Genomic DNA, 20295 nt, shown 5'->3' on the forward strand with positions numbered 1-20295 from the left:
TAAAAATGGTTATATGCTACATATTTATTTTACATTTTTCATTTCCGGCCCTCCCCTTTCCAGCCTTCAAAGGCTTCCTGAAAGCGAGCCTCGAGCACCCCCTGCACGCTGAAAACAAAGCTTCGATACCGCTCAATCAGTTCCAGCGCCTCCGCTGTAAGGGCGCTGCCGCCGCCCCCCTCACCGCCCGAGAAGCGCTCGAGCAAAGCAAACCCCAGGCCGGTCTCGGCTTGCCTAAGGCGATCCCATGCTGTGCGGTAGCTTAGCCCAACTGCCTTAGCCCCGGCCTTGAGGCTGCCCTGCTCAGCAACTGCCTGCAGCAGGCGTAGGGTTCCAGGGCCCAGCACAAAGCCACCCGAATCGGACTCGAGCCAGAATTTCATCCTGAGCCGCATGACTTAAGCGTACACGAGGGCCGGGTCAACCGCAGGCTTTCGTTATCTGCATGCGTTACCACATCGTTTCGTACTCGATGGCCTTGCATAGGCAAGTAACGTGGAAAATTGCTTACGTTTAAGGGCTGTGTTCCCCTGGCTTTACGTCGGTGTTATGGGCAGTTAGATACAGTCTTATCACGTGGTCTTCAAATGAAAAGCCTCAAACCTTCGCTTCACGAGATTCAGGATCGCTTTACCAAAGACGTGTTGTACGGTGAAGTGGTTGGTAGTACCAGCGACTGCGGGGTCATCCGGCTGGGGGTAGATGCCGAGGCCAAAATCTCAGTGGAGTCGGGCGCTCTGCGCTTCGCACCACTGGACACCCCTGGCTGGGGCCGGCAGGGCATCGCCTATGGGCCCTTCACAGCCCAGGCCGGCCTGGCCTTTGGGGTTTTCATGCTCAACGGCCACAACAACTCCCAAACCTTCTCCCAGCCCCTCGAAGCTGCACAGCACCCCTCCAGAAGACAGCCCCACCCCAGTCTCAAAAGCCCCTTCAAGGCACATTTTTCATCCACGCTGCTGCAAGAAAATCTGGCGGTGGGTTGGTTTGATCACCCCGCACCCGCACGGCCCCTCGAGGCCGGCCAGGCATTCGTAATGCAAGGGCATCCCATCGCCAACGGTAGACTGTGTGCCGCAACGGTGCAAGGACTGCAGCATCTGCTTTTGGACATGCCAAACATCCCTATCTATTTCCTCTCGGTGCTCCGTGCGAAAGGGGTCATCTTTTACGCTGGATCCAGCGCAGGTCACCGACACCTACCCGCACTGCCCAGACTACGCCCGCTGGCTATAGATCCCTACGATCTGGGCACACCGGTGCTGTACGCCGGAATCCACCAGTCCATCCTGGGGGAAAATGGAGGCCAGGCCGATACCCGCGTGTACGGGGTGCGGGTGGTGCACGTGCCTGAATGGCAAGGGTACGGTACAGCCCTGATTGTAGACCCACAGCCCCAGCTGGGTCGTAAAGCCGCCCTGGGGGGGGTCTGGCGGCTGGAAGGGCCGGGTATGTTACTGACTCCCAGGGAACCAGGGGGGCTGTTCCATGTGCGGCTTACAGCACCGGCCAGCCTCATCTGGCGCTACCGCGACCCGGATCACCACCTAGCCCTCGAGCTCAGCCGCCAGGAGGTTCGGCTGCATCTGCGGTACGGGGGCAAAACATATCTGCTAGCCAGTGAACCCCACCCATACCTCACCCAAGACCCCCACTGGGTGCAGGTGCTGGATGACGGGCAGGCCCTCAACATTACCCTGGACGGTAGCCCACTCTTCAGCGAAAAGCCTCTGCACGAGCCCCGTCTAGGCCAGGAAACTGGGGTGGGGTTAAAAGGACAGGCCGCCGACCTCGAGGTGCACCCCCGGGAAATCAATCTGCCACCCGCACTGGAACTGGGCCACCCCTGGCAGGTAAAAGGCCAGCAGACGGTCTTTGTCCCCCACCTCAACCAGGCCGCCGAAAACCTGCTGCTCACCTGGGAGCCCACCATGGGGCCCGGCGCCTTGATGCCTGCCGAGGGCGGGCTAACCATTGAAGCCGCGGGCCTCGAGCGCACCGTCTACACCATCCCCTGGGAACAAGCCAACTTCGCCGATCTGGAGTGTGAAATCCTACCTCCCGAAAAAAATGGGAAACGGCAAGCGCAAAGCCGGGCCGGGGTCTGTTTCTGGCAGGATGCCCAGCACCACCTGGTGGTGGCCTTATCCCTTGATGAAAGCGAGCACGCGGTAGTAGCCATGCTGCGCCTGGCGGGCTACGAAGACCCCTACAGCAAAGTCTGGACGCATGTACCCGATAAACTCTATTTCGGCGTGCCTGTCCGGCTTCGCGCCGTTTGCGATGGAGGGCAGTTTCAGGTCTACCTCGACGATGAGCCCGTGCTGTACCGGGCCCTTCGCGACATCTACCCAGGCGCCGACCGCCTCGAGATCCGGCGGGTTGGTCTGGCCCTGAGCGGCTATGGCAGAGATACCGGCAGTATCTTTCGCGCCTGGGTTGCTCGCAAGTAACAAATTTCGGCTAGTTCGATGCCGGAAGGCGGCGAACTAACCCGACCGAAGTTATCCGCGTAGCGGAGGGCGATACCGCCCCTTGGAAGGGCCTGCCCTGGGATGCCAAAAGACAGCCTCTTGCTTTGGATGACCCCGGTACAACGCTCTAGCGATCGACAGACACAACAAGCTACCCCGCAATCACCCGTCGGTCATGATGCTCACTTTAGACAAGGCCAAGCGCAGCGGTCGAAAGGACTGGGCGGTCTCTGCTAGGGTTTCTACAGAATGGAGGCGATGCGCTCTAAGGCCTTGCGGATGTTCTCCTCGCTGGTGGCGTAGCTGAAGCGCACGTGGTGGGGGGCGGCAAAATCGGTTCCCGGCACCACCGCTACCCTGGCCTCGTTGAGGAGCTTGAGGGCCGCCCTGTTCTCATCGGGGTCAATTTTGGAGACATCCGAGAGGACATAAAAAGCCCCGCTCACCTTGGGGGTGGGCAGGCCCAGGGCGTTCAGGCCGTCCACAATGATGCCGCGGCGGGCCCGGTAGGCCTCGCGGGCCATGGAGATGAACTTTTGCGCTTCCTCCACGTTGTTCAGGGCCTCCACCATGGCCCACTGGGCGATGGTGTCGGGGCTGGTGGTGGACTGGCTGGAGACATCGATAATGCCCTTGATCACGTCCTTGGGGCCTCCGGCGTAGCCGATGCGCCAGCCGGTCATGGCAAAGGCCTTGGCCGCGCCGTTGACGGTGATGGTACGGTCGGGGGCCACGTGGGCGGGCGAGAAGTGCTCGCCTTCGTAGATGAGGTGCTCGTAAATTTCGTCGGAGACGATGTAGCAGTCGTGCTTGTTGGCCAGTTCGGCGATGGCTGCCAGCACCTCTTTGGGGTACACCGCCCCGGTGGGGTTGCCGGGAGAATTAACCACAATAGCCTTGGTACGGGGGGTTATCCTGCGCTCAATTTCGGCGGGGTCGGGAATGAAGCCCGACTCGGGGCCGGTATTGACCTCCACCGGCACCCCCTCGGCAAAACGCACCATCTCGGGGTAGCTCACCCAGTAAGGGCCAATTACGATTACCTCGTCGCCGGGGTCGAGGATGGCCTGGAACAGGTTGAACAGGGCCTGTTTACCGCCCACGGTCACCACGGTCTGGTCGGGGGGGATATCCAGCCCGTTCTCCCGTTTGAACTTGGCGCTGATGGCCTCGCGCAGCTCGGGGATGCCCGCCGGTGGGGCGTATTTGGTTTTGCCGGCGGCCATGGCCCGGGCGGCGGCGTCCTTGACGAACTGCGGGGTATCGAAGTCGGGCTCGCCTGCGGTCATGGCGATGAGGTCGACACCCTGCCGGCGCAGCTCGAGGGCCTTGGCATTAACCGCCACGGTGGAGGACGGCTTCATGGTTTTGACGCGCTTGGAGAGGCCTCGCATATCCGTAGATTGTCCTGGGTTCGGGGCTTCAGGTCAAGGGTAGTTAGAGCCGCTCGAGCCAGCCTCTCCCCGGCTCAGGGGGTCGCACCGGCCACGCGCCCTGCCGCATGTGCTCTTCAACCTGCTGCACCGCACGCAGGGCCTGCTCCACCCATTCAGCCGGGTAAAGCGGGGCTTTGCCTGCGAACTCCTCGAGGTCGAAGGTCTGGCAGGCGTGGTCGGCCTTGCACTTGACATCTATCTCCAGGTCGTACTGCCAGATGCGCCCGGGCTCGAAGCGCGGGGGCGTCTGGATGTTCCAGTAGTACTCGAGCACCCTGCCCTCCGCATCCAGGTCGGGGCCGCCCGAATACCAACGCCCCACAAAGAACGCAACGTAGGCCTGGTGGCCCACCCGCAGCACCCGCTGCTTGCTCTCGTGGTGAAACTCGAAGCCCAGCGGCATGTGCACCAGCAGCGCGTCCTCGCGCATTTCGTGAACCCGGGCCTCCCACCAGTAGTGCAGGGTGTGGGCCGGGTATTTCCAGAATTCGATGCGCACAACCTGTCCAATCGGGTAGCGGATCACAGGGGTCATCCTAGCAGGCCATGGATACGGCGGCCGTTCCCGGTCTGTGTGTTAATCACTTTGATTTTTGAGGCGCCTCGAGCTAAACTAGCAAAAACTAACGAGCGTTAGTTTGGTAGGTGGGAGGAGATATGCCAATCAAGTACGGAGTACCCAGCGACCCCGACTACAACGAGCGCCTGCGCGAGTTTGAGGCCCGCATCGCCCGCGGGGAAAAGATCGAGCCCGGCGACTGGATGCCCGAGGAGTACCGCCGCCAGCTCATTCGCATGATCTCGCAGCACGCCCACTCCGAGGTGGTGGGGATGCTGCCCGAGGGGGCCTGGATCACCCGCGCCCCCACCCTCAAGCGCAAGATGATCCTGGTGGCCAAGGTGCAGGACGAGGCCGGGCACGGCCAGTACCTCTACCACGCCGCCGAGACCCTGGGCATATCGCGCGAGGCCATGCTGGAAGCCCTGCTCTCGGGCAAGGCCAAGTACTCCTCCATCTTCAACTACCCCACCCTCACCTGGGCCGACATCGGTACCATCGGCTGGCTGGTGGACGGGGCCGCCATCAAGAACCAGACCATGCTGGCCCAGTGCTCCTATGGCCCCTACAGCCGGGCCATGGTGCGCATCTGCGCCGAGGAGACCTTCCACCACAAGCAGGGCAAGGAGATGGTGCTCCTCTACGCCAAGGGCACGCCCAAGCAGCGCCAGATGGCCCAGGACGCCATCAACCGCTGGTGGTGGCCGGCCCTGATGATGATGGGCCCCCACGACAAGGACAGCCCCAACACCGAAATTCTGGTGCGCTGGGGTATCAAGACCAAGACCAACGACCAGGTGCGCCAGGAGTTCATCAACGAGCACGCGCCCGAGATCCTGGAAGCGGGCCTCAGCATCCCCGACCCCGAGCTGCGCTACGACGAACAAACCGGCAACTGGCGGCACGGGCCCATCAACTGGGACGAGTTCTGGCAGGTGGTGAGCGGCAACGGCCCCATGAACAAAGAGCGCCTGGAGGCCCGTCGGCGGGCCCATGCCGAGGGGGCCTGGGTGCGCGAGGCCCTGGAAGCCTACGCCGCCAAGAAGCAAAAGGCCGCCCTTGCCGTGTAGCGCTGCGGAGGAGGCCTTATGGATACACAATGGCCCCGCTGGGAAGTCTTCAAGCAGGACACCCCTTCCAAGCCCCATCAGGCGGTGGGCTCGGTGCACGCCGTCGACCCCGAACACGCCCTCCTGACCGCCCGTAATGTCTTTGCCCGGCGGCCCCAGGCGGTGAGCATGTGGGTGGCTCGAGCCGAAGATGTCTACGCCTGGACCAAAGAGGAGATTCTCGAGGGCCTGGCAACCGCCAAAGCCGATCCCAGCCTGGGCACGGCCTGCCGATACCTGGTCTTTCGCAAAACCAGCCACAAGCGCTCCATGACCTTTGTGGACCATGTGGGCGAGGTGGAGGCCCGCACGCCCGAGGAGGCCCTCCAACAAGCCCAGGCCCGCTTCAGCGACAGCGAGGCCCTGGCCTGGTGGATTGTTCCGGCCGATAAGGTGTACCAGAGCGACCCCAGCCAGGAGACGGTGGAAAGCTGGTTTGCCCCGGCCAGGGATAAAACCTACAAGCAGCAGCAGTACTACGCCACGGTGGGTTCTCACATCAGCAAGCACAAACGGTGGCGGGGGGTGGAAGATGAGGAGTGAAGTCCGTGAGGCCCTGATCGCCAAACTGACCGCGCTGGCCGACGACGAGGTCATCCTGGCCCACCGCAACAGCGAGTGGGTCGGCCATGGGCCTATTCTGGAAGAGGACATCGCCCTGGCCAACATTGTGCAGGACGAGCTGGGCCACGCCACCTTGTGGTATGGTTTGCGCCAGCAGCTCGACGGCTCCGATCCCGACCAACTGGCCTTTTTCCGCGACGCCAACGAGTACCGCTGCTGCGAGCTGGTGGAGCTGCCCAAGGGCGACTGGGCCTTCACCATGCTCAGGCAGTACCTGTTCGACCTCTACGAGGCGCTCTGGCTCGAGGCCGCCCGGCACAGCACCTACCCGCCTCTGGCCGAGGCCGTGCAAAAAATCATCCGCGAGGAGCGCTTCCACCTGCAGCACACCCAGGCCTGGATCGAGCGGCTGGGCCAGGGCACCGAGGAGTCCAACCGGCGCTTGCAGCAGGCCCTGGAGATGCAGTGGAGCTATGCCCAGCAGCTTTTTGTGCCCATCCCTGGTGAAGAGCTGCTAATAGCCGAGGGCCTCGTGCCCGACCTGGCCCCCGTAAAAGAACGCTGGCTCGAGCACAGCACCCGCCACCTGCAAGCCGCTGGCCTCAAGCTGCCCATCAACCCCGGCTACCAGCCCACCTCCCGCGCCTACCACACCGAGCACCTGTGGAGCCTTCTGGCCGAGATGCAGTCCACCGCCCGCTGGGACGCCGAAGCCAAGGTTTGGTAACATGACCACCGAGCAAGTCTGGAAAGCCCTGGCCCAGATTCCCGACCCCGAGATTCCGGTGGTCAACGTGGTCGAGATGGGCATCGTGCGGGGTGTGGAGATCGAGGGCAACAAAGCCACCATCACCATGACCCCCACCTTCTCGGGCTGCCCGGCCCTGCACCTCATCCGAGAACAGCTCGAGCGCACCGCCCGCGCTTTGGGCTTCGATTCGGTCGAGGTTCGGACGGTTCTGTCCCCCCCCTGGAGCACCGACTGGATCACCCCCGAGGCCAAGGAGCGCCTGCGCCGGTACGGGATTGCACCCCCCAAACCCAGCAGCGCGCAGGATTTTTTGATAGAGCTCGAGCCCGCCCCCACCCCCTGCCCCCGCTGCGGCTCCCTCAACACATCGGTAAAAAACACCTTTGGCCCCACCCTGTGCAAGGCCATCTACGTGTGCAACAACTGCCAGGAGCCCTTCGAGGGCTTCAAAACCGTGTAGACAGCAAATATTTGGTATAAAGCCCCAAAACCCATTTTTTGGTCAAATGTAACTAAGTTCCCCCCGGGCGTGGGTGTACAATTTCCTTGCTCCGAAGAGCGAACGGGAGGTATTTATGAAGCGGGCAGGATCCCTCATCGGCATTTTGGTTTTGGCCTTGGCTGGTTGTGGACTGGTCAGCAGCCCGCCCATCAACAACCCTTTTGGGCTGGAAGGGCAGCAAACCTCCATTAACCTTGGCCCCAGCCCGGCCGCCACCGGCAGTCTGAGCGTCAACACCACCTTCCCCGACATCACCCTCAGCCTTCCGGTTACGCCCACCGGGTTCAACTACAACCTGGCTATTTCAGGGGTTGCCCTGAGCGGCTGTCCTTCCACGCCCCCCAGCAGCATCAATGTGACCATGAGCCTTGAGCTCACGGTCTCGGATAACCCCCCTACGGGGCCGCGGGAGGCCGAGGCCAAGGCCGAAAACGTGCAATTCACCCTGACCCAGTCGGGCAGCGGCTATAGCGTGGGCAACATCAGCAACGGCAGCCTCAGCTTCAGCAACCTTGGAACCCTGCTGAACATCCTGCAGAGCGGCGGGCCGAACACCGCTACCCTGAGCGGAACGGTGAATACCACCAGCAACCCCGACCTAGCCGGCTGCACCATGACCATCACCTGGGGCGGCGGACAGGGGGTTCTGGCTTTCTAGTCTTTATCGGCGCTCAAGCGCAAATCAACCCGCCCTAACCGCTTCGGTGTACGGACGGCCCCAGGTGGGCCGTCTATTTATTCCAAGCCCATTAAAGTGGGGGCTCAGAAAAAATAGTCATCCAAGGCCAAGACCTCCAGAGACTTTCTTTCTGAACCCCACAGCAAACCCCTCGCTGCGCTCGGCGAAGTTCGCCGCCTTCCAGCATCGAACTAATCGAATCCGGCATCAGTCTCTCACAGCCATGCGCCGGGCTACATACACCAGGAATGGCGCCCCAAGGCCGGCAATCAAAATTCCCACAGGCGTCTCCAGCGGCTTGTCAATCAGGCGCGCCGCCAGATCTGATAGCAGCATCAGACTCGCGCCCAAAATAGCCGACAAGGGGATCACCCGACGATAATCTGGGCCTACCAGGCCCCGGGCCGCGTGGGGTACCATTAGCCCCAAAAAACCAATGGGCCCCGCCACACTCACCGCGGCACCGGCCAGCAGCACAGCCAGGGTTGTGCTCACCAGTCGAATGACCTCCACCCTGGTTCCCAATCCGCGGGCCACATCCTCCCCAAGGCTGAGCAAGTTAACCTGATGAGACAGGATCAGGGCCAGCAACAAAGCGGGCACAGCCCAGGGTAGCAGCGTCCAGACGTGTTCCCAGGTACGGCCGGCCACACTGCCCGACAGGCTAAACAAAACCCCTCGAGTACGGTCTTCAAAGATAATCAGCAAGAAGCTGGCCGCAGCGCCCAGCATGGAACCCACAGCGATACCGGCCAGGGCCAAGCGAACCGGTGTAAGCCCCACACTCAGGGTGATGCTATAGACCAGCACCGCAGCCCCAACCCCACCTACAGCGGCCACCACCACGGTGCTCCATGGAGGAAGGTCGGGGAAAAAAACCAGGGCTACCAGTATAGCTAGCACGGCCCCCGCATTAACCCCCATAATCCCAGGCTCGCTGAGGGGGTTGCGCGTAATGCCTTGCATCATAGCCCCGGCCACCCCCAGGCAAGCTCCTACCAACGCAGCCACGATTGCTCTTGGCAGGCGCAAGGTGTGCACAATCAGGGCGTTGTTGCTGCCCTCCGGGTAGAACAGCAGACGCCACACCTCATCCAATGGGATGTTGGCGGCCCCCAGGGAGATGGCTAAAAGAAAGGAGAGCACCAGCAGTCCTAGGGCCAGCAGATATACCAGCAGCGTTGGGGCAAACCTTCTAGAGTAGAGCATGGGTTTATGGGGTGGGCATCTTGAAGCTGTAGGCTCCGCTAGCGGGTTTATCAGCCAGCAAGCCGCTGTCAATCAGTTCGGCCAGGATAAAGCGGGTGGCCAGGGGCCCCCGACCGCGGGTCCAGTTGTCTCGATCGAACTCGTAAATCCGCCCCCGCTGGGCCGCTTCCAGTCGAGACCACAAGGGGTTGCGCGCCCAACCTCGCACAACCGGGGTTTCATCAGGCGCAGTAAACACCACCAAGGTGGCTGGATTGAGGGCGACCAGGCCTTCCAATCCCACCTGGTACTGGGTTTGGTTGTTTTGAGGTTTAGCCAGACTTTTGCGCCCCAGGTGTTCTAGTAGGGAGCCGATGAAGCTCTCGTTGGTGTGCACGGTAAAACTATCGGGGGTGGCTACCGCAAGGAGCAGCGGAGGGGCTTTGGGGTTTGCAAAAGCACGCGCTTTGAGGAGCAGGCGCTCCTGATCCTGTAGAAGTTTCTGCGCCTGGGCCTCACGCCCTACCAAGCGACCCATTTCTACCACCTGTTTGTTCAGGTCATCGAAACTTCCTCGCCGGGAAGAAAAAGCCACCACCGGGGCAATGCGCTGGAGCTGGGGAATCAGGTCCCTGTGTACAAAGGTATCGGCAATAATGACCTGCGGTTGCAACGCCAGAATCGCTTCCAGGCTGGGCACCGCCCTCGAGCCAACCGAGGTTACTCCAACCACCCGGCTTCGCAGGTACGGCGGCACCCCCCGATCACCCCCCTGTGTTCCAATGGCCGCACCCACAGGGGGAACCCCCAAAGCTATTAGCGTGTCCAGAAAACTGTACTCCAAAACCACCACCCGCTTTGCGGGTGCGCCCAGGCTCAGGGTACCCAGATCGTGACGAACTTGAATCTGAGCCAAGGCCAAACCACTTAGAACCAGCAACGCCAGCAGGCGGTTTATCATGCTTTCTCCTCCACTCGTTCGTCCACTATTAGAGGCTCCTTGCGTGCAAGGGCGTAGGGAATGCAGTAGGGCCGGCCGGTCTCTGGATCCTGCAAGAAATGCGCCTTAAGGCCAAATACTTCCCGGAGTATTTGCTCGTTCAGCACCTCCTCGGGCAGCCCCTGGGCCACCACCCGCCCCCCATTCACCACAATCAACTGATGAGCAAAGCGGGAGGCCTGATTGAGGTCGTGCAGCACCATGACCACTGTCTTACCTTCCTCCCGGTTGAGCCGCACCAGCAAATGCAGCACCTCCAGCTGGTGGCTGAGGTCGAGGTAGGTAGTAGGCTCATCGAGCAGCAAAATGGGGGTCTGCTGGGCCAAGGCCATGGCTATCCAGGCCCGCTGGCGCTGCCCCCCCGATAGGGTCTCCAGGGCGCGGCTGGCAAAAACCGTCATGCCGGTCTGGGCCAGGGCCCACTCCACCGCTTCCCGATCGGATTGAGTGCGCCCACCCAGGGCAGACTGGTAGGGATAGCGCCCAAACCACACCAACTGCTCCACGCTCAGCCCCTCGGGGGCCTGTGGCATCTGAGGCAGTATCGCCAGTTTTTTAGCTACCACCTTGGTCGGAAGGTGCTGGATCATCTTTCCATCCAGCAGCACAGAACCCTGCCTGGGCGGTAAGAGCCGGGCCAGTGATCGCAAAATTGTGGACTTTCCACAACCGTTAGGCCCAATCAAGACCGATATCTGCCCCGGTGCAATGGAAAGATTAAGATCCTCGACGATCAGGCGTCCATCGTAGCCCAGGTATAGCCGATTGGTGGATAGATTCATCGTGCTCGTCCTACCCTTCGCATTAGATACAGGAAATAAGGCGCACCCACCAGGGTGGTCAGCAGCCCGGCAGGTATCTCTAAAGGCGGCACCAACCCTCGAGCCAGGGTGTCTGCCACAACCACCAGGATGGCCCCCAGCAGTAAAGAGGCCGGCAGTAGTAAATGGAACCTCGAGCTCACCAGCAAACGGGCCGCATGGGGCGCAATCAGGCCCACGAAGCCCAGAATGCCCGTCCCTGTCACAGCCACGGAGGCCAGGGCCACCCCCAGCAAAAGGGCCACCAGCCGGCCCAGCTCCAAGCGCATACCCAGGCTCTTGGCAGTGGAATCACCAAAACTGAGCACGTCAAGCTTCTGATGAAGGATCAGCGCCAACGGGATAAGGAGAAGCGCAAAAGGCAGCACCCGCCAGAGGCGTTCCCAGTCCGCCCCGTACACCGTACCCACCAGGAAAGTTAGGGCCTGGGCCACCCCATCATCGGCCCGCACCAGAATCAAGCGACGCAAAGCGTCCAGCGAGGCTTCTACCGCCACACCAATCAGGGCCAGGCGTATAGGCAACACCTCCCCGGTTCTGATAGAAAGCAGGTAGACCAGCACAAAGGCTAAGAACCCCCCCAGGCAGGCGCCCACCGGCAGGGCCCAGAGCGGGGCCTGGGGTAGCAGAATCAGGGTAAAGACTGCCGCCAGACCTGCCCCAGCCGCCACGCCCACAATGTCTGGCGAGGCCAGCGGGTTGCGCACAACACCCTGCAAGATGGCCCCGGAGGCAGCAAACATAGCCCCGCACAGAGCCCCCACCAGGATGCGCGGCATGCGCAAATCGTAGAGGATGCGGCCATGGGTATCGTCGGCATTTCCCAGGTTGCCCAGGGCTTGCAGCACCTCGGCCAAGCTCATGCGCACCGCCCCCACCCCTAGCGCGGCGATACCGACCACCACCAGCCCCAGGGTTAGCAGAGGGATGATTGCGAGTTTCAGGCCAGCCCGTGCGGCCTTCATAGGGACAACACCCCTGGGGTACGAAGACCCCCCTGGTTCGGGGCCTTCACCCTCTAACCCCCGCTATAAGCCCCATCTCCTGCACCACCTGCGCCACCCAGCGCTGGATGCGCGTATCGGTCAGGTGGGGCTGATTATCGTCGTCCAAAGCCAGGCCAACGAAGTGTTCACCGCGTTGGCCCCGGGATTTGAAATGTTCATATCCCTCAACCGACCAAAAGCCCACCAGCTCGGCCCCGCGCTCTTCGAGCATGTCGGCCAGGATACCCAGCGCATCCTGGAAGCTATCGCCGTAGCCAAGCTGGTCACCGGCGCCGAAAAGCGCGACCTGCTTACCATGGAAATCCAGGCGCTCGAGCCGGCTCCACTGGGCCTGCCAGTCATCCTGCAGCTCACCGATGTTCCAGGTAGAGCAGCCCAGCAGCAGCTTGTCGTAGGCCACCAGCTCCTCCACCTGGCTATGGGCAATGTCCTTCAGGTCGTGCTCGAGGCCCATCTGGCCCAGATAAAAACTTATCTTTTCCGCCGCCGCCGCAGTATTGCCGTAGGTGGAACCGTAAAAAATGGCGATTTTCATCTGATCTTTCCTGCCTCTCAGTTGATCATGCGCCAGGCCGCTTCCCCCTGGGCCATCGGAGGGGATTGACGCAAGCGCTGCCGGGCTACAAAGCAAAGGTGCCGAAGTTCGGCCCACTCGAGCGGCTCCAATCGAAGGCCGACGTTCCCTATCCACAACCGGGTGGCACGGGCCTGTGGACTGGCCTCGAGGAAACCGTCCTGCCTGGGCTCCGATAGGGTGCGGTTGGAGGCCAAGAAATCCTCGAGGCGGGCAAAATCCTTGGGGGCTAGGTGCAGGGTGAGATTATCCCAGGCCAGATGAATGATGCCGTCGCAACAGTTGCAATAGCCGACAAAGCGGTACTCCGAAAGCTTTGCGATGATCCGGGTGTGGTTGCACATAGCTCACCTACGCAACATGGCAGTGATAACCGCGTTCACCAGGGTCTCGGCCGAAAGGGGGCCGCCGAAGGTCCAGGTCTGACCGGAGAGCCGGTAAGCCCGGTTATTCCTGACAGGTTCCAGGTTCTTCCACAAAGGCTCCACGCTGGGGCTTAAAAAGACGTTGTCATCATCCTGCACGATGTAAAAAAAGTTATCGGCCTTAATAGAAGCCAGGCCTTCCAGCCCCATCGTGCTGTAGCCGTACACTTGGGGGCGATCCGACCAGGCGTTTTTCAAACCAATGCGCTCGAGAATTTCAGAAGCGATGCTGTTGCGGGTAAAAAGCCGCATGGTGCCCACGTTCTGGCTGGTAAAAGCTTGCACCAGAACAAAGCTCTCACCACTGCGCTTGGCCTGCTCGAGGAGCCGCCGAGCCTGGGCAAAGCGGGTCTCCATCTGAATCCGCACCCGGCGGCCCTGATCGCCTTTACCCACCAGTTCTGCTACAGTCTGAAAATCCCGCAAGACGCGGTCAAACTGGCTGCTGCCATCCTCAGGAAACGGATTAAAAGCAATGGTAGGCGCTATTTGGGAAAGCCGGCCATAGGTCTGGGTGACCCGAAAGCTGGGTGCCAGAATCAGGTCGGGCTTAATGGCCGCAATTCGCTCGAGGCTGGGCTGCTGGCGGGTACCCACATCGGGCACACTGCGGTCGAGCGCAACCGGGATCTTGACCCACTCATGGTAACCGCGAATATCGGCCATGGCCGCCGGCTGTACCCCCAGCGCCAGCAGGTATTCGACGTAGGTCCATTCCAGGGCCACCACCCGCTTAGGGGTACCTGTCACACAGGTCTCACCCAAAGCATGTTGCACAAGCCGGCCTGTGCAAGCCTGGGCAGCAGCCAGCGAGGCCAGAATAAACAGAAACCCGGAAATTAATCGCTTCATCCGATTGGGGTCTGGGGCGCTAGAACCCCTGGGCAAGTACCGACAGGGGATCGCCCCCAGGCCGCCCTCAGGCGGCCACACCCACTCACCTCCTTTGCGGTAAAACCTTCGATGGGAACGCTCTTCCCATGTATCCTGACAGCCGTTGTGCGGGGTTCCTGGCACGACCTGAAAGGCTTGCTCCCAATGCACCCACCCTGCGGGATGGCCTTAGGAGCAGATACATCCCCCAAAACCCGGGCGCCAGGGGCCTGGCCGCCGGGCGCCGTGCGCCCAACCTGTACAGAGCAGCCCGGATTCGGGGGATGTCTTCTCTGCATGGTCGTTCCTTGGAAAGCCCTAAATAGAGCTCGTCAGCGTTTAGTTAGGGTGGTTTGCGCAGTCTCCTTATAAACTAGGGGGTTCTTAACAAGAACCGTTCCAGATCATCTAGCACCCGGCCGGCTGCGAGCGGCCCTATACCCAGATACCAGTGGTCGTCCTCAACCCGGATGGCCCGTCCACGCTGCACCGCAGATAAGCGGCGCCACAGGGGATGGTTTAGCACCGCGTTTAGAATCTACAAACCACCTTACCCAAATCAGGCACTGCAGTTATGTTTAGAGCATGAACCGCCGTGCTTACCCATCGGACGTCCGTGATGAGGAATGGGCTCTGGTGCTGCCCTATTTGACCCTCGCCCCGCTGGAAGCACCCCAGCGCAAGTACGACCTGCGCGAAGTGTTCAACGCCCTGCGCTGGATGGTTCGAACCGGTGCTCAGTGGGACTACCTGCCCCACGACTTCCCACCCCCCCATATCGTTCAGGCGCAAGCCTACCGCTGGATGAACCGGGGGGTCTTCGAAGACCTGGTACACGACCTGCGCATGACCCTGCGAATGCTCCAGGGCAAAGCCGCCCATCCCAGCGCTGCCATCTACGATGCTCGCACCCTACAGTCCACCCCGCAAAGTGGGGAGCGGGCCGGATACGATGGGTACAAACGACGCAAGGGAAGCAAAGTTCACCTGGCGGTAGATACCCTGGGGCATCTGCTGGCCCTGGTAGTAACGGCGGCCAGTGAACAGGAACGGGCCCAGGTGGGAGCCCTCAGTCAACAGGTGCAGGAAGTGACGGGGGAGCAGGTGGAAGTGGCCTTTGTGGATCAGGGTTACACTGGGGAGGAAGCGGCACAAGCGGCAGAGGCGGAAGGCATCGCCCTGTGTGTGGTCAAGGTGGAAGGGGCCAAACGAGGATTCGTGCTGCTGCCGAAGCGTTGGGTGGTGGAACGTTCGTTTGCCTGGACATCCCGGTTTCGCAGGCTGGCGCGAGACTATGAGCGGCTGGCTGAGACCTTGCGAGGTTGGCACTGGTTGGCTTTTTCGATTCTGATGACAGCGAAAACTGTGGAGCTTTTACGAACAGCTAGTTAGCAGGCTCTAGCTCAGTTTGGTTGGGATCCCCATAGGCAGCATAAAAGATGTAATCGGCATCCATATCGGCAATGCGCTCCTGGGAGATAAATTCGGCGAATTTGTCGCTGTCCTGGCTTTTGGGCCTGGGCAAGCCTATATCCGCCAGAATGGTGCCAATAAAGTTGGCCTTGCAGTACAGGCGAATCTGGCCTGGAACGAAACGCACCATACTCACACTGGGCAGGTGTCCACGACCCCCCAGGCGGTTGCGCAACTGGGTGACCCGTCGTTGGTACTGGGCTAGCAACACCTTGGCCTGGGTGCTGCGCCCCAGGGCTTCCCCCACCAGGAGCAGGTTGTCCTTCCAAACCACCCCCACCGTCTCGGCCATTACGGTTGGGGCAATGCGCGAAAGCTGTGGATAAATCTGACCATGCCGCAACTTGTTGCTGAGAATCAGGTCGGGCTTCAGGGCCAGTATTTTTTCCAAATTAGGCTGCTGGATGGTGCCCACCGACTGGATTCCTTCGGTTAGGCTCAGCAAGTAGCCCTGGAAAGGCTGGCCCGGCGCGGTGACCGCCCCAACCGGCTTAACGCCCAGGGCCAGCGCGCTGTCGAGTTCTCCGGTGTCTAACACCACAACCCGCTGAGCCACCTTGGGCACGCAGGTTTCGCCCATCGCATGCTGAACCAGGCGGCCCTGGCAGGTCTGGGCCAGCGCCGTCGCAGCCAGACCTGCCATAGCAAATAGTACCAACGCTCTTTTCATGTGGTTTCCTCTACCAAGCCTTTCAGATGCCTGAGCATGGCTTGGCAAATCTTTTGATTGCCACGCTCCAGGTTCTCGAGGGTGTATCTGGCATAATGCGGGGTTTCCATCGAGCAGTGCACCTCGGTATGACCATCCACCTCCCGCAAGGTAAACAAGAACTCCCTTGTAGCGAAGCTCAGGCCGAATACCTCGGGCGGCTGTAAGCGGGTGAGCCTACCAGGAAAGCGCGGGTGCTTGGGGAAGCTAAAGTAGAGCTCAGCCCCCTCGCACAAAGAACCCTCGAGGCGCAGTAGGGTGTTTTTGATCCAACGCGGGGCCAGCTCAAAATCGGTCAGAACAGCCCAAACCCGATCGCGCTCACAGGAGATCAGCAGACTGCTTTCAACGCGAACAGAAACCATCGTCAGCGCACCTTCTCCAGGATCAACCGGGTTAGGTCGTTGGAGTTGCGCAGGCTCACCAGCGGGCCGCTGTAGGGGCTATAGGCCTCGGGAAGGTAAAGAATGCTCTGGTCTTTCAGGCGTTTGCCCACAGGGCTTTCAAAAAACGCTTTGGAACCGTCGTACTGACCGCCCGGAGGAAACACCACCACCAGGGTCTCTTTATCTAAGGAGAGCAAGGCCTCATCGCTGATAGGGGCCCCGACATTGAGGGTGATCTTTTCCGGGGTAAAGCCATCCTTGAAGCCCAGCTCGCGCAGGTCTGGCATCAGCCGTACCCCGGTGTAAATCCAGTTGGCCCCTCCGGCAAAAGGTGCAATAACCACCGCCTTGGGGTACTTCTGGAAGACACCGGCGGCCCTCAGCCGGGCGGCGTTGCGCCGGTTGTTTACCGCTACCTGCTCGATAATCGCCTCGGCCTGGGCAGTGCGGCCAAAAATCCGCCCCAGGTCGCGGAGCCCCCGCTGCCAGAACCCCTCGCCCCCCTCTTGGTAGCCAATGGTGGGCGCGATAGCCGAGAGCTTGTCGTAGTGTTGGTTGCCCTGCCAGGTCAAACGCACGATGAGATCGGGCTTCAAAGCCAGAATGGTCTCGAGGTTCGGCTGGATCCAGCTACCCACATACACCGGATTGTTCAGGCGGGCACGGGCCAAAAAACCCTTCCTCAGAACCTCTGGTTTTACCCGCCCGGCCTCGACATCGGCTGGCGTAAGGTAGGCGCTACCCAGGCCCACAATTCGGTCGGAAACGCCCAGGGCCGTCAGCCACCCCAGGGCTTCTTCATCCAAAACCACCACGCGCTGTGGGGTTTTATTTAGGGTCACGCTGCCTTCGTCGTGTTTGATGGTCAGGGGAAAAGCACCCTGGGCCAGCGCTACACACAAAAAACCAAAAAGTACCACCAAGATTGCTTTTTTCACTGTTTGCTCCTCTTTTGGCAAGCGCTTCTGTGCTGCACTCGAGCGGCATTGGCAAAGGGAAGTCTATTGGGTGTTGGCTTGCAAAGTCAAGTATTCCACTCGGATTTATCGGCCTTATTCCGGGCCAGGCACCGCGACCGCGGTAGCTACTCAGCCTTCAGCCCGCACAAAGCCCTAGGCCGGCGTTGTATCCAGCCTGCGCTGATAGGCTTCGGGATCCCAGGGAACGCGCGTCCGCTTTACGGTCGGATCAGGAATGGGCACGGCCGAGAGCAGGGCCTTGGTGTAGTCGTCCTGCGGGTTCCGGTAGATGGTGTGAGCATCCGCCAGTTCTACCAAACGCCCCCTATACATAACCGCCACCCGATCCGAGATGCTCTCTACCACGGCCAGGTCGTGCGAGATGAAAAGCAAGGTCAGCCCCAGGGTTTTCTTTAGTTCCCTGATCAGCTCGAGAATTTCTGCACGAATGGAGACATCCAATGCAGAAACACACTCATCGGCCACAATAAAGTCGGGGTTGAGCGCCAGGGCTCGTGCGATACCGATGCGCTGGCGTTGCCCACCAGAAAACTCGTGCGGGTAACGGCGGGCCATATCGGGATCGAGCTGCACCATCTCCAGCAGTTCAGCCACCCGCTGGTTGCGCGCTGCGGCTGTTTTGTGGGTATTGTGAATTAGCAAAGGCTCAGCCAGGATATCCCCCACGGTCATGCGCGGGTTTAAGCTGGCGAAAGGATCCTGGAAGATTATCTGTAGCCGCCGGCGCAACGGCCGCAGCTCGTGCTTTGGCAGATGGGTGATGTCCTGCCCATCAAATATGATGCGGCCGCCCGTGGGCTCAATCAGCCGCAAGATGCACCGGCCTACCGTGGTCTTACCGGAACCGCTTTCACCCACCAGACCCAGCACCTCTCCCTTGTGTATTTTCAGGCTCACGTCGGATACAGCCTTTACATAGCCCTGAACACGGTTTAGCAGGCCACCCCGTAGCGGAAACCATTTCTGCAGGTGCTCAATTTCCAGGAGTACGGGCGGCTCCTCTTGTTTGGGCGGGGCCGGTCTAGCCATGTCAATGCGTGGAACAGAGGCGATGAGACGCTGGGTGTAAGCTTCTTTAGGGGTCGCGAAAATCTCTTTAACCCCCCCCTCTTCCACCTTAACCCCGTGCTGCATAACCACCACTCGATCGGCCATCTCGGCCACCACCCCGAGATCGTGGGTGATAAAGAGCACGCTGGTCTGGATCTCCGACTTAAGCTTGTTAATCAGCTCCAGAATCTGGGCCTGAATAATCACATCCAACGCGGTAGTGGGCTCATCGGCAATCAGCAGGCTGGGCTTGCAGGAAAGCGCCATGGCGATCATGACCCGCTGCCGCATACCTCCAGACATCTGGTGGGGATAATCTGCAAATCGCCGGTGTGGATCGGGAATTTCCACCAGGTTGAGCATCTCTATAGCCAGGGCCTTGGCCTCCTGGCGGCTTTTTCCCTGATGGAGCCGGATGGCCTCCACAATCTGGTCACCCACGGTGTAGACCGGGTTTAGCGAGGTCATCGGTTCCTGAAAAATCATGGCGATGTCGTTCCCGCGAATGCGGCGCATCTGCGCTTCCGTCAGACCGATTAGATCCTTCGGCTGCCCATCCTTGCCCCGAAACCAGACCTGGCCGGATACAATCCGCCCCGGCGGGCTGGGTATGAGTCGCATGATGGCTAAGCTGGTTACACTTTTGCCCGACCCCGACTCCCCAACCACCGCCAGCGTCTCGCCTTTATCAATGTGGAAGGACAGGTCGCGCACGGCCTGAACCACCCCGTTATCGGTGGTGAACTCAACTGTTAGCTGGCTGACTTCCAGTATTCGTTCCTGCTTCATGTAGCTCCTTTCAGCGTCCCAACAGCAAACGGGCTATTTTTTCCGCCCTCCGCAGGTCGGTGATGGGGCCCCCCTGGGGCTCTTGCACATCCAGCTCGTAGCGGTACAAGGGCACCTGTGTTGCTTTGAGCACACGCTCACTGGTCAGTTCCGGATACCGGCCATCGGGGGTTTTGGCCCGTAGGTACAGGACAAAGTCGGTGTTGCTTCGGTTTATGGTAGCAAGGGCTTCCGGCGAGACCGGCTGATACGAACCATCTTTGATCTCCACGCCCGGTACGTTGGCCAGACGAAAACCTAACCGGGTCAGCGCGATGGAGTAGTTGAACTTTGGACCAAACACCCCGGTAAACTGCTCGTTGTACAGAAAAAGCGAGGTAACACGAGGGTTCTTCGCCACAAAAGGAGCCAGCCGCCCGCGCCAAACCCGCATCTGGGCATCGTAATCGCGCAGAACTTTTTGAGCCTGCTGGGTTTGATTGAGGGCCCTTGCAGTTTCTAAAAAAGCCGTGCGCCACCCGGTAACCGGATCGCGGTTAAACTCCCAAGCCAGTACCGGAGCTATTTTCTTCAAGCCCTCTATGGCCTCCGAGGTTCCCCAGACCAGTATTAGGTCGGGCTTGAGTGAGAGCACGGCCTCTAGCGAGGGTTGCATGGAGTTGCCCACATAGATGGCGGGGCCAAGCTGGCTGGGCGAGTAGTAAGTAAGGCCGCTGACCACTTCGCCCGGCCGGGCAGCCTGTATTCGGCTAGAACCATAGCCAACCGGCTTTATGCCCAGGGGTATCAAGAGTTCTAATAACTCCTCTCCCAGGGCCACCACGCGCTCGGGCTTTTTTACGATCGTGGTTTCGCCCGCATCGTGCCGAATGGTCAGTGGGTAGGCGGTCTGTGCACTGGCTAGCAGACTCCAGCAAAAGGCTACAATAATCAGGTTCCTTATCAT

21 protein-coding genes and 2 pseudogenes are annotated in these 20295 nt (G+C 60.5%); 7 read left to right on the forward strand and 16 right to left on the reverse strand.

Going from position 1 to position 20295, the window contains the following annotated elements; all coding sequences use genetic code 11:
• Nucleotides 1-38: 38 nt before the first annotated feature.
• Complete coding sequence (locus MTAI_RS10255; RefSeq protein ID WP_027887537.1) at nucleotides 39-395, reverse strand: winged helix-turn-helix domain-containing protein; 357 nt, start codon at nucleotides 393-395, stop codon at nucleotides 39-41.
• Between the two features lie 192 nt (nucleotides 396-587).
• On the opposite strand from MTAI_RS10255, the gene MTAI_RS10260 reads away from it, so the two are divergent.
• Nucleotides 588-2453, forward strand: coding sequence for a LamG domain-containing protein (locus MTAI_RS10260; protein WP_187388543.1), 1866 nt, complete (start codon nucleotides 588-590; stop codon nucleotides 2451-2453).
• Nucleotides 2454-2716: 263 nt separating this feature from the next.
• Here the strand turns inward: MTAI_RS10260 and MTAI_RS10265 are convergent, their stop codons facing one another.
• Nucleotides 2717-3868, reverse strand: a complete 1152-nt coding sequence (locus tag MTAI_RS10265) for a pyridoxal phosphate-dependent aminotransferase (protein WP_027887539.1) — start codon at nucleotides 3866-3868, stop codon at nucleotides 2717-2719.
• Nucleotides 3869-3911: 43 nt separating this feature from the next.
• Nucleotides 3912-4445, reverse strand: coding sequence for a ribonuclease FAU-1 family protein (locus MTAI_RS10270; protein ID WP_027887540.1), 534 nt, complete (start codon nucleotides 4443-4445; stop codon nucleotides 3912-3914).
• A 122-nt stretch (nucleotides 4446-4567) separates the two neighbouring features.
• Between MTAI_RS10270 and paaA the strand changes: the two genes are divergently transcribed.
• From paaA to MTAI_RS10295, 5 genes are all read left to right on the forward strand, one after another.
• Entirely contained in the window at nucleotides 4568-5539 is a 972-nt protein-coding gene (paaA, locus tag MTAI_RS10275) for a 1,2-phenylacetyl-CoA epoxidase subunit PaaA (RefSeq protein WP_027887541.1), read from the forward strand.
• Between the two features lie 18 nt (nucleotides 5540-5557).
• Nucleotides 5558-6121 carry a phenylacetic acid degradation protein gene (locus tag MTAI_RS10280; RefSeq protein WP_027887542.1) on the forward strand — a complete coding sequence of 188 codons (564 nt, stop codon included), beginning with the start codon at nucleotides 5558-5560 and terminating at the stop codon, nucleotides 6119-6121.
• A complete protein-coding gene (gene paaC / locus MTAI_RS10285; RefSeq protein WP_027887543.1) occupies nucleotides 6111-6869 on the forward strand; it encodes a 1,2-phenylacetyl-CoA epoxidase subunit PaaC in 759 nt (252 codons plus the stop codon). Before MTAI_RS10280 ends, paaC begins: the two co-directional genes overlap by 11 nt.
• A gap of 1 nt (nucleotide 6870) precedes the next feature.
• A complete protein-coding gene (gene paaD, locus MTAI_RS10290; RefSeq protein ID WP_027887544.1) occupies nucleotides 6871-7353 on the forward strand; it encodes a 1,2-phenylacetyl-CoA epoxidase subunit PaaD in 483 nt (160 codons plus the stop codon).
• A gap of 115 nt (nucleotides 7354-7468) precedes the next feature.
• Nucleotides 7469-8053: a hypothetical protein gene (locus MTAI_RS10295; RefSeq protein WP_027887545.1), complete on the forward strand. Its 585-nt coding sequence runs from the start codon at nucleotides 7469-7471 to the stop codon at nucleotides 8051-8053.
• A 228-nt stretch (nucleotides 8054-8281) separates the two neighbouring features.
• Here the strand turns inward: MTAI_RS10295 and MTAI_RS10300 are convergent, their stop codons facing one another.
• From MTAI_RS10300 to MTAI_RS10330, 7 genes are read right to left on the reverse strand one after another with little or no spacing between them, the layout of a single operon-like run.
• Nucleotides 8282-9283, reverse strand: coding sequence for a FecCD family ABC transporter permease (locus MTAI_RS10300; protein WP_027887546.1), 1002 nt, complete (start codon nucleotides 9281-9283; stop codon nucleotides 8282-8284).
• A gap of 4 nt (nucleotides 9284-9287) precedes the next feature.
• A complete protein-coding gene (locus MTAI_RS10305; protein WP_027887547.1) occupies nucleotides 9288-10223 on the reverse strand; it encodes an ABC transporter substrate-binding protein in 936 nt (311 codons plus the stop codon).
• Nucleotides 10220-11044 carry an ABC transporter ATP-binding protein gene (locus MTAI_RS10310; RefSeq protein WP_027887548.1) on the reverse strand — a complete coding sequence of 275 codons (825 nt, stop codon included), beginning with the start codon at nucleotides 11042-11044 and terminating at the stop codon, nucleotides 10220-10222. Before MTAI_RS10310 ends, MTAI_RS10305 begins: the two co-directional genes overlap by 4 nt.
• Nucleotides 11041-12048: a FecCD family ABC transporter permease gene (locus MTAI_RS10315; RefSeq protein WP_027887549.1), complete on the reverse strand. Its 1008-nt coding sequence runs from the start codon at nucleotides 12046-12048 to the stop codon at nucleotides 11041-11043. Before MTAI_RS10315 ends, MTAI_RS10310 begins: the two co-directional genes overlap by 4 nt.
• A gap of 46 nt (nucleotides 12049-12094) precedes the next feature.
• Complete coding sequence (locus tag MTAI_RS10320; protein WP_027887550.1) at nucleotides 12095-12625, reverse strand: flavodoxin; 531 nt, start codon at nucleotides 12623-12625, stop codon at nucleotides 12095-12097.
• A 17-nt stretch (nucleotides 12626-12642) separates the two neighbouring features.
• Nucleotides 12643-13008 carry a hypothetical protein gene (locus tag MTAI_RS10325; protein WP_027887551.1) on the reverse strand — a complete coding sequence of 122 codons (366 nt, stop codon included), beginning with the start codon at nucleotides 13006-13008 and terminating at the stop codon, nucleotides 12643-12645.
• A gap of 3 nt (nucleotides 13009-13011) precedes the next feature.
• The gene (locus tag MTAI_RS10330) at nucleotides 13012-13941 is read right to left on the reverse strand and encodes an ABC transporter substrate-binding protein (protein WP_027887552.1); all 930 of its coding nucleotides are present in this window, start codon (nucleotides 13939-13941) and stop codon (nucleotides 13012-13014) included.
• A gap of 606 nt (nucleotides 13942-14547) precedes the next feature.
• Here MTAI_RS10330 and MTAI_RS10335 point away from each other — a divergent pair.
• Nucleotides 14548-15354: an IS5 family transposase gene (locus tag MTAI_RS10335; RefSeq protein WP_119342530.1), complete on the forward strand. Its 807-nt coding sequence runs from the start codon at nucleotides 14548-14550 to the stop codon at nucleotides 15352-15354.
• Here the strand turns inward: MTAI_RS10335 and MTAI_RS10340 are convergent.
• The 6 genes and pseudogenes from MTAI_RS10340 to MTAI_RS10360 all read right to left on the reverse strand — a co-directional run bounded on the left by MTAI_RS10340 (nucleotide 15347) and on the right by MTAI_RS10360 (nucleotide 20295).
• Nucleotides 15347-16105 carry an ABC transporter substrate-binding protein gene (locus tag MTAI_RS10340; RefSeq protein WP_245453111.1) on the reverse strand — a complete coding sequence of 253 codons (759 nt, stop codon included), beginning with the start codon at nucleotides 16103-16105 and terminating at the stop codon, nucleotides 15347-15349. The genes MTAI_RS10335 and MTAI_RS10340 overlap by 8 nt on opposite strands.
• On the reverse strand, nucleotides 16102-16509 hold the full coding sequence (locus MTAI_RS10345; protein ID WP_027887554.1) for an SRPBCC domain-containing protein: 408 nt from the start codon (nucleotides 16507-16509) through the stop codon (nucleotides 16102-16104). Before MTAI_RS10345 ends, MTAI_RS10340 begins: the two co-directional genes overlap by 4 nt.
• A 2-nt stretch (nucleotides 16510-16511) precedes the next feature.
• Entirely contained in the window at nucleotides 16512-17468 is a 957-nt protein-coding gene (locus tag MTAI_RS10350) for an ABC transporter substrate-binding protein (RefSeq protein WP_027887555.1), read from the reverse strand.
• A 225-nt stretch (nucleotides 17469-17693) separates the two neighbouring features.
• A pseudogene (locus MTAI_RS15680) lies at nucleotides 17694-18500 on the reverse strand (ABC transporter ATP-binding protein); the annotation flags it as partial.
• Nucleotides 18501-19349, reverse strand: a pseudogene (locus MTAI_RS15685) (ATP-binding cassette domain-containing protein); the annotation flags it as partial.
• A gap of 10 nt (nucleotides 19350-19359) precedes the next feature.
• A complete protein-coding gene (locus tag MTAI_RS10360) occupies nucleotides 19360-20295 on the reverse strand; it encodes an ABC transporter substrate-binding protein (RefSeq protein ID WP_027887556.1) in 936 nt (311 codons plus the stop codon).

It is taken from the genome of Meiothermus taiwanensis WR-220 (assembly GCF_003568585.1).
Lineage (GTDB): Bacteria > Deinococcota > Deinococci > Deinococcales > Thermaceae > Meiothermus > Meiothermus taiwanensis.